The sequence below is a fragment of the Myxococcus vastator genome, assembly GCF_010894475.1.
Taxonomy (GTDB): domain Bacteria; phylum Myxococcota; class Myxococcia; order Myxococcales; family Myxococcaceae; genus Myxococcus; species Myxococcus vastator.
On sequence record NZ_JAAIYB010000373.1, the window covers coordinates 1 to 8,476 of the forward strand.

Consider the following 8,476-nt stretch of genomic DNA (forward strand, 5'->3'; position numbering starts at 1 on the left):
CCCCCAGGCCCAGCAAGGTGCCGGCGTTGTCCTCGGACGTCCCCATCCCGACGACGATGAGCGGGATGCCCAGCAGCAGCAGCGGGGATAGCACGTAGCCGGAGTACGCCATCACCAGCGAACCCGCGGGCCAGTTCGTGTCGATGGAGCGAATCTCGCTCTGGAGCATGGCGATCCGCTGCGTCAGCTCCCGGGCGCGGGCGTCCAGGTCCTCCGGCAGGGGCGGCGGCGTGGGCGTCCCGGACACGTCTGGCGTCTCCTCCGCCGGAGCCTGGGCGAGGAGCCGGGCGGAAACGGGCCGCTCGGCCACGGGCGTCAGGAGCGAGTGGGACGTCGAAGTGGACGCGGTGGCCAGCAACGCAGCGGCGACGAGTGACAACATGTGTGGCGTTTCCCCCAGGTGTGGAGCAGCCGGGCGACCCTAGCATCCGCCCAGGCACGAAGGGCTCGAAGCCAGCTTGCATCCAGGGGACCTTCTGGCATGTTCGCCGCAGCCATGCGCCGCTTCATCGTCACCGCCGCCCTCCTTTGTTCCGCCCTGTCCGGCCTCACCGGCTGCAAGGGTGCCTGCCGCGAGCTGTCCGAGAAGCTGTGCGACTGCTCCATCAACTCGGTGGAGAAGGAGCTGTGCCTCCGTCGCGCCGCCCAGGAGGAGAACCGCGTGGAGCCCACCGCGGAGGATGAGGCCGTGTGCGAGGAGCGCCTGGACGGCTGCGACTGCCGCGCCATCGAGACCGAGGAAGGCAAGCGCGCCTGCGGCATCTCGCGCTGAGGCCGCTCAGGTCCCAGACACCACCGGCTTCGCGGGCTCGCGCGGCGCACCGTCCACCCAGGGCGTCAGCGCGGCGCGGACGCGTGAGCGCAGCGGTGCCTCCACGAAGCGGTGCACCCACAGCGACGCGGGCACGCCCAGCAGCAACAAGGTGGCCAGCAGCCCTTGAGGCGTGCGCAGCTCCACCCAGGGCGACACCAGGTCCCCCAGGCCCTTGGCCGCCTCCGACACCGGGTACTGGAGCAGGTAGAGCGCGTAGCTGGCGCCCCCCAGCTTCACGAGCGTGGGACGTGAGAGCAGCCAGCCCACGGCGCCTCCGCCCCGCGCAAGCCCATACACCAGCAGCCCCGACGCGGGGGCCAACAGGGCGTTGTGCATCAGCGGATAGGGCACCCGCGAGCCCGCCGCGCCCGCCGCCACCAGCAGCGCCGTGCCCAGCGCCGCCAGCACCGCGCCGGAGCCCTTCACCCCACCCGCCGCGCGCTCGCGCACGAAGCACCAGCCCAGCAGGACGCCGAAGAGGAACTCCGGCAGCCGCGCCAGCGGGTTGAACTTGAGCGCCATCAGCCAGGGCCCCGACGCATACACCTCCACGGGCCCCGGACCGTCCGGCAACAGCGCCAGGTACAGCAGCGACGGCAGCAACCCCAGCACCCATGCGCCGCCCAGGGCCATGGGGAGCCACGCGGGCTTGAGCCGGGGCAGCCCCTTCGCCAGCCAGGGAAAGAGGCCGTAGAAGCAGGCCTCCACCGCCACGGACCAGCCCGGCGGATTCCAGTACAGCGCCAGCCGGGGCACCCAGGCCTGCAGCAGCGCCAGCGCCACCGCCCCGCCCACCGCGAGCTTCGCTGTGGCCACCTGCCAGCCGTTGGCCGCCACGGACGCGGCGATGGTGGTGGGCGCGGACAGGAGGAACGTCAGCACGTAGACGGGGTACACGCGGGCGACGCGCGCGGCCCAGAAGGCCCTGGGCGACGTCTCCATGCGCCCGTCCGCGTCCAGGTAGTTCCATGCGAGCACGAAGCCGGACAGGACGAAGAAGACGCCCACGGCGGCGTAGCCCGCGCCCACCCAGGCGCGCAGCGCTTCCGGCGCCGTGCCCAGGCACGGCGCCGCGAAGTGGAACAACACGACGTGCAGGGCGGCGACGAAGCGCAGCCCCGTCAGTGCGTCGAGCGCCCCGCCCCCGCTCACCGCTACCTCCGGCCGATTCCGTAGTACGTGAAGCCCAGCTCACGCATGCGCGAGGGGTCGTACACGTTGCGGCCGTCGAACACGACGGGCGACTTCATCAGCGCCTTCATGCGCTCGAAGTCCGGGTGGCGGAACTCGTTCCACTCCGTCACCACGAAGAGGCCGTCCACGCCCTCCAGCGCCTCGTAGGGCACGGAGGCGTAGCGGATGCGCTCCCCGAAGACGCGCCTGGCCGTGTGCGGAGACACCGGGTCGTGCGCAATCACCTGGGCGCCCTTGCCGATGAGGCCCTCGATGACCTCGATGGACGGCGCCTCGCGCATGTCGTCCGTCTTCGGCTTGAAGGCCAGACCCCACACGCCGAACTTGCGGCCCTCCAGCGAGCCGTAGTGCCTGGCGGCCTTGTTCACCAGCAGCTTCTTCTGGCGCTCGTTGGTGCGCTCCACCGCGCGCAGCAAGTCCAGCTCCAGGCCGTAGTCACGCGCCGTGGCCACCAGCGCCTTCACGTCCTTGGGGAAGCAGGAGCCGCCGTAGCCCACGCCCGGGAAGAGGAACGGATAGCCGATGCGCTTGTCCGAACCCAGGCCCTTGCGCACGAAGTCCACGTCCGCGCCCACCTTCTCGCAGAGCGCGGCGATGTCGTTCATGAAGGAGATGCGCGTGGCCAGCATCGCGTTGGCCGCGTACTTCGTCAGCTCCGCCGAGCGCGTGTCCATGAACAGCACCGGGTTCTCGGTGCGCACGAAGGGCGAGTACAGGTCCGCCATCACCTTGCGGGCGCGCTCGGAGTCCACGCCGATGACGACGCGGTCGGGCTTGAGGAAGTCGTCCAGCGCGGCGCCTTCCTTGAGGAACTCCGGGTTGGAGACGACGTCGAACTCGATGTCCGTCACCTTGCGGATGGCCTCGCGCACCTTGTCCGCGGTGCCCACCGGCACGGTGCTCTTGTCCACCACCACCGTGTACTGCTTCATCGCCTTGCCAATCTGCTCGGCGGCGGCCAGCACGTACTGGAGGTCAGCGTCGCCGCTCTCACCCTCGGGCGTGCCCACCGCGATGAAGACGACCTGGGCGTGGGTGACGGCCTCCGTCAGGTCCCGGGTGAAGAACAGGCGCTTCTCGCGCACGTTCTTCTTGATGAGCTCCTCCAGGCCGGGCTCGTAGATGGGCACCTCGCCCGCCTGGAGCATGCGGATCTTCCGCTCGTCGATGTCCACGCACGTGACGTCGTTGCCCGAGTCCGCGAAGCAGGTCCCCGCGACCAGGCCGACGTAGCCGGTTCCGATGATGGCAATACGCATTGAAGGAGCCCCAGTGAATGTCTCTTGTAGGGACTCATACGCCGGGAGGGAGTCCGAAAGGAAGCCCACCCCATCGCGGGTGCTACCCCGCAAGCAGCCAGGCTTACTGGCCCGTGAGCAGGCGACGAACCCGCTCCATGCCCTTCAGGGCCGAGGTCCGGCCAGGGGTGCATACAGGACCCACCACCGTCCGCTCCAGCAGCTCCCGCGTCGCCCTGCGCAGCGGCGGCAGCGCGGCGGTGGCGTCCGCGGCGGCGTCCGGGAACAAGCGCGCGACAATGGACAGGGACGTGTAGAGCGCCCGCTCCAGGCGCCACTCCGCGGCCCGGGCCCGCAGCACCGGCACGTCCAGCGGACGCGAGTACACCCCGCCCATCCACTTCGCCCCGGTGACGAGCTCGCGCAGGTCGATGAAGGACAGCCACGGCACCGCGTACCCGTGGCGCGCGTGCTCCAGCGCTACCAGCAGCACCGCGTCCTCCAGCTCCGGGCGGTAGAGCGAGGCGCCGTACACGCGCATGGGCCTGGCCCGCTCGATGATACCCGCCGTCTGCTCGCGGCGCTGGGGGCCCAGCATGTCCGAATAGAGCAGGATGACGGTGCGCCCGTCGGACACCACCTTCGCGGCGCCGCTGTGCTCCGTGTCGGGTTCTGGAGCGAACTCGTGGTGGGACAGGAAGCCCGAGAAGCCGTCCACGTCCAGGCGCTTCATCAGGAGCTGCAGCTCCGGCACGGGGCGGAAGCCCACGTGCGGATAGAGCGAGTCCGCGAAGGACGCGCCCCCCATCATCACCAGCTTGCGGCCCTCCAGCGCGCCCACGATGCGCTTGAAGTTCACGAGCTTCATCACGTTGTCGTTGACGGAGCCCTGGTAGATGCTGAGCAGCTTGTCCCGCGCCCACTCCGGCGCGTTGCCCGCGCCCAGCCGGTACTCCAGGTTGTAGGCGGCCAGGGGCGCCAGGCCCTGGGTGATGGCCCAGTCCACGTACTCCTCCCAGGGCGCCCCCCGCAGCGCGCCACGTGGCGGGTCGAACGAGGAGAGCACTCGGAAGGTGTCGAGCAGACTGGCGGACATGGGGCCCCCCTTTAACGGTCCGGACGCATGGCCTGCAACGCCCGGATGACGTCACGCCCTGTGTGAAGCACCCGTCACTCCCAGGCGCCATCGGTGAACACCCGACACGGGCCGGCCTTCCAGGGTGGGTCCGCAAACCCGTTTGAGTGAATACCTGGGCGCCCGGTACGTCGCGGGCCGGGCAGGCTTTCTTGGAGGCGGCATGTCGCAGCAGGGCTGGTCGGACGGGCGTCCGGGACGTTGGCTCACGCTCGGAGCGCTCGGATGGGTGGCGTGCACTGGCACGACCCCCGAGGAACCCCCGGCATTCGACAACACCACGGCGGTGGAGTCGGAGGCCCGGTGCGAGGTGCGGCCGCCCTTCGAGCCCCACTTCGAGCCCGAGGTGGAGTGGGCGTGGACGGCCAGTCCCTTGATGCCCACCCACACCAACGCGCAGGCCACGCCCGTGGTGGTGGACGTCAACGCGGATGGCGTCCCCGACGTGGTGTTCAACAGCTTCGAGGGCTGGAACTTCAAGACGAATGGCGTGCTGCGCGCCATCAGCGGCTCGGACGGCGCGGACCTGTGGGCGGTGACGGACCCGGCGCACCGCACCCGGGGCTCGGCCAGCGTCGCGGCGGGCGACCTTGACGGAGACGGCGAGGTGGAGCTGTGCACCGTGCCGGAGAGCGCCCGGGGCATCATCTGCTTCGAGCACACCGGCGCCTTCAAGTTCCGCGCGGACGGGCCCCCGCTCGACTGGGGCGGCGTGTCCCTGGCCGACCTGGACGGGGATGGCGCGGTGGAAATCATCGCCGGCAACCACGTCTACGACAGCAGCGGGACGCTCCGGTGGGTGGGCAGCGACGGCGTGGGCAGCCCGGCCAACGACACCGGGCCGCTGGCGTTCGCGGTGGACCTGGACGGGGACGGGCTCCAGGAGGTGGTGAACGGCCGCGCCATCTACCGGCATGACGGCACGCTCGAGTGCAAGGCGGCGGAGCTGGGCCACGGGCTTTCGGGCGTGGGCAACTTCGACGCGGACCCCGAGGGCGAAATCGTCGTGGTGTGGGACGGCCACGTGTCCTTGATGGACGCGAACTGCCAGGTGAAGTGGACCGTGCGGCACCTGGGCGGCGGCGTGGGCGGACCGCCGAACATCGCGGACTTCGACGGAGACGGGCAGCCGGAGATTGGCGTGGCGGGCGCGTCCCACTACGCCGTGTTCGAGCCGAACGGCGCGGTGAAGTGGCTGAGCCCCACGCAGGACCACAGCTCCAACCGCACCGGCTCCTCCACCTTCGACTTCGAGGGCGACGGCCGCGCCGAGGTCGTCTACGCGGACGAGACGGCGCTGCGCATCTACGACGGCGTGACGGGGCAGGTCCGCTTCGAGGCACCGCACAGCTCGTGCACCGCGTATGAGAATCCGGTGGTCGCGGACGTGGACGGTGACGGCAACGCCGAAATCGTCGTCGCGCAGAACACGGCCTGTGGCTACGGCGGCTTCCATGGCATCCGCGTGTACCGGGACCGCAAGGACGGCTGGGTGAACACGCGGCGCATCTGGAACCAGCACGCCTACTCCGTCACCAACGTGAATGACGACGGCACCCTGCCCGCGCGCCCGGTGAGCAACTGGCTGGCGCCGGGGCTCAACACCTTCCGCACCAACAGCCAGGGCACGGGCACCGTGCGGCCCTTCGCGGCGCCGGACCTCGCCATCGGTCAGGTGACGGCCACGTGCACGGGCGAGGGCGCGGTGACGCTCGGCGCGCGGGTCCGCAACCCGGGTGACTCGGCGGCGTCGGCGGGCGTCCAGGTGGCCTTCTACCAGGACGCGGTGGGCGAAGGCGGCACGCTGCTGGGCGTGGCCACCGTGCCCCACACGCTGGAGGCGGGCGCGGAGGCGTCCGTGGAGCTCCCGCTCGACGCCATCGAGAGCGGCTGGGTGCTCGTCTACGCGGTGGTGGATGATGACGGCACCGGCACCGGGCGCGAGCTGGAGTGCCGCGAGGACAACAACGTCACGTCGGCGCAGCTGAAGCTGGCGTGCGCGCCCAACGAGCCTCCGGTGGCGCTGTGCCGGGACGTCGTCGTGGAGGCGGACGCGCAGTGCCGCGCGTCAGCCAGCGTGGACCATGGCAGCCATGACCCGGACGGACAGCCGGGCCCCCTCACGCTGACGCAGACGGCGCCCGGGCCCTTCGGCCTGGGGCGGCATGCCGTGACGCTGACGGCTCACGACGGCGAGGACAGCGCGGTGTGCGAGGCCACGGTGAAGGTGGTGGACACGACGCTGCCGTCCATCGTCTGCCCCGCGCCGCAGGTGCTGGAGTGCGTGGCGGGGGGCGCGAACGCCACCTACAACGCCCAGGCGGAGGACAACTGCGGGCCGGTGTCGGTGACGTGCACGCCGCCGGAGGGCTCCCGGTTCCCGCTGGGACGCTCGGTGGTGGACTGCAACGCGGTGGATGGCTCCGGCAACGCGTGCGGCTGCGCCTTCTCCGTGACGGTGCGGGACACGCGGGCGCCCGTGCCCGGCGCGTCCCTGGGCAAGCGGCTGTGGCCGGCGGACCACCAGTACCGCACGGTGACGCTGGCCGAGTGCGCGGCGCCAGCGAAGGACGCGTGCATGGGTGAGCTGCCGCTGGCTCAGTACGGCCGCATCGTCCGGGTGACGTCGGATGAGTCCGAGGACGTCGCGGGCATCTGCGACGGCGCTACCTGCGACGACATCGACGTGCGGGTGAACGCCAGCTCCGTCCAGCTCCGCGCCGAACGCGACGACGCCGGGGACGGCCGCGTCTACACGGTGCACTACGTGGTGGAGGACCCGTCCGGAAACCGGGCCGACGGCCGCTGCACCGTGGAGGTGCCCCGCGACTCGGCCGGCCAGCAGGTTCACGACAGCGGACCGAAGTACTGCGTGGGCCAAGGCTGTGCGCCAGGCCTGGGCGACAGCCCGCTGTGCCCGTGAGGTGAGCGAGGCAGGGGCGTGGAGCGGTGTCGCTCCACCGCCCCGCTTCCGCCCCCCGCATCAGGAGCCGCGACGCTGGTCCATTTCGGCGCGCAGCTTCTCCTCCTGGGCGCGCAGCTCCGGCGTGAACTCGGCGCCGAAGTCGGCCAGCTCGTAGAAGGGACGGATTTCCAGGTCCGACTCCTCGCCAGGCATCGGGTCCGGGCAACGGCGCGCCCACTCCATCGCCTCCTCCATCGACTTCACCTGCCAGATCCAGTAGCCGGCCACGAGTTCCTTCGTCTCGGTGAAGGGGCCGTCGATGACGCGCCTGGTTCCGTTCGAGAACCGGATGCGCTTGCCGGCACTGCTCGGCCTGAGGCCATCTCCATCGAGCATCACCCCGGCCTTCACCAGCTCCTCGTTGAACTTGCCCATGTCCGCGAACATCTTCTCGCTGGGCATCACACCGGCCTCGGAGTTCTTCGTCGCCTTCACAAGCACCATGACCTTCATCGCATCGTCCTTTCGGTTGGGGCACCGCCCCGTTCTGAAATAGCGACGAATCAGCCGAACGCGGATCGACACGGCCTCAAGAAAATCGACACGGCGGGAGGAGTGGCCTCGCCCTCATGAGGCAGGCTCGCATGAAGACGAAGGCACTGCCTGGCGCGCTAGCGATGGCCTGGCTGGCTGGCTACGGCTGAGGCATGCCGCGCACCCAGCTCAGCCTGGACGGCGCAGCCTCGCCCGCACGGCGTTCCGTGCTCGCCGGACGCCATACCGCGCCACGGAGCCCATCCGTGGCGCTAGCAGCAGCTTCGCCGCCATCCACCCAGCCCGGCTATCCAGCAGCGACGCCTCCAGCAGCCGCGCGTCGGAGAAAAAACGCCGTGCGAGCACTTGCTGCCAGCGAGGCGGAGCCAGCGCCGCCAGCGCCTCGTCCGGCACCGGCGCCGCCAGCAGCCGCCGCGCCGCGGCCCACGCATACCAGGCCGCATGTGGGAAGGCCGTGCCGCGTGCCCGCTCCACCACCATCCGCCAGTCCAGCCGCGTGTCCGCCAGCGCCAGCAGCTTCAAGTCGAAGAGCCACGCCAGCCGCTGCAACGCGTGGTTGCTCGCATGCAACGCCAGGTACACGGCCTCGTCCTCGGGCCGCAGCCAGCGCACGGCCCGCCCATCCACCGTCCCCG

General features: G+C 70.7%; 7 protein-coding genes and 1 pseudogene. 2 read left to right on the forward strand and 6 right to left on the reverse strand.

The window, feature by feature from the left end; translation table 11 throughout:
• A pseudogene (locus tag G4D87_RS28495) lies at nucleotides 1-382 on the reverse strand (hypothetical protein); the annotation flags it as partial.
• Between the two features lie 99 nt (nucleotides 383-481).
• Here G4D87_RS28495 and G4D87_RS28500 point away from each other — a divergent pair.
• The gene (locus G4D87_RS28500; RefSeq protein WP_163785861.1) at nucleotides 482-772 is read left to right on the forward strand and encodes a hypothetical protein; all 291 of its coding nucleotides are present in this window, start codon (nucleotides 482-484) and stop codon (nucleotides 770-772) included.
• 6 nt (nucleotides 773-778) lie between these two features.
• Here the strand turns inward: G4D87_RS28500 and G4D87_RS28505 are convergent, their stop codons facing one another.
• The 3 genes from G4D87_RS28505 to G4D87_RS28515 form a co-directional block, all read right to left on the reverse strand.
• Complete coding sequence (locus G4D87_RS28505; protein WP_163785862.1) at nucleotides 779-1,966, reverse strand: acyltransferase family protein; 1,188 nt, start codon at nucleotides 1,964-1,966, stop codon at nucleotides 779-781.
• Between the two features lie 2 nt (nucleotides 1,967-1,968).
• The gene (locus G4D87_RS28510; protein WP_163785863.1) at nucleotides 1,969-3,267 is read right to left on the reverse strand and encodes a UDP-glucose dehydrogenase family protein; all 1,299 of its coding nucleotides are present in this window, start codon (nucleotides 3,265-3,267) and stop codon (nucleotides 1,969-1,971) included.
• Between the two features lie 103 nt (nucleotides 3,268-3,370).
• Nucleotides 3,371-4,342, reverse strand: coding sequence for a nucleotidyltransferase domain-containing protein (locus G4D87_RS28515; RefSeq protein WP_163785864.1), 972 nt, complete (start codon nucleotides 4,340-4,342; stop codon nucleotides 3,371-3,373).
• 202 nt (nucleotides 4,343-4,544) lie between these two features.
• Between G4D87_RS28515 and G4D87_RS28520 the strand changes: the two genes are divergently transcribed.
• On the forward strand, nucleotides 4,545-7,304 hold the full coding sequence (locus G4D87_RS28520; protein ID WP_163785865.1) for an FG-GAP-like repeat-containing protein: 2,760 nt from the start codon (nucleotides 4,545-4,547) through the stop codon (nucleotides 7,302-7,304).
• Nucleotides 7,305-7,364: 60 nt separating this feature from the next.
• Here G4D87_RS28520 and G4D87_RS28525 read toward each other — a convergent pair whose 3' ends face one another.
• Together G4D87_RS28525 and G4D87_RS28530 are read right to left on the reverse strand one after the other, a co-directional pair.
• On the reverse strand, nucleotides 7,365-7,799 hold the full coding sequence (locus G4D87_RS28525; RefSeq protein WP_163785866.1) for a YciI family protein: 435 nt from the start codon (nucleotides 7,797-7,799) through the stop codon (nucleotides 7,365-7,367).
• Nucleotides 7,800-8,009: 210 nt separating this feature from the next.
• The coding region (locus tag G4D87_RS28530; RefSeq protein ID WP_163785867.1) for a nucleotidyltransferase family protein at nucleotides 8,010-8,476 on the reverse strand (467 nt) is incomplete at its 5' end.

Excerpts from the sequence above, each read along its gene's own strand:
- G4D87_RS28510 (WP_163785863.1), bottom strand. The coding sequence starts at position 3,267 with ATGCGTATTGCCATCATCGGAACCGGCTACGTCGGCCTGGTCGCGGGG.
- G4D87_RS28525 (WP_163785866.1), bottom strand. The coding sequence starts at position 7,799 with ATGAAGGTCATGGTGCTTGTGAAGGCGACGAAGAACTCCGAGGCCGGT.
- G4D87_RS28500 (WP_163785861.1), top strand. The coding sequence starts at position 482 with ATGTTCGCCGCAGCCATGCGCCGCTTCATCGTCACCGCCGCCCTCCTT.
- G4D87_RS28520 (WP_163785865.1), top strand. The coding sequence starts at position 4,545 with ATGTCGCAGCAGGGCTGGTCGGACGGGCGTCCGGGACGTTGGCTCACG.
- G4D87_RS28515 (WP_163785864.1), bottom strand. The coding sequence starts at position 4,342 with ATGTCCGCCAGTCTGCTCGACACCTTCCGAGTGCTCTCCTCGTTCGAC.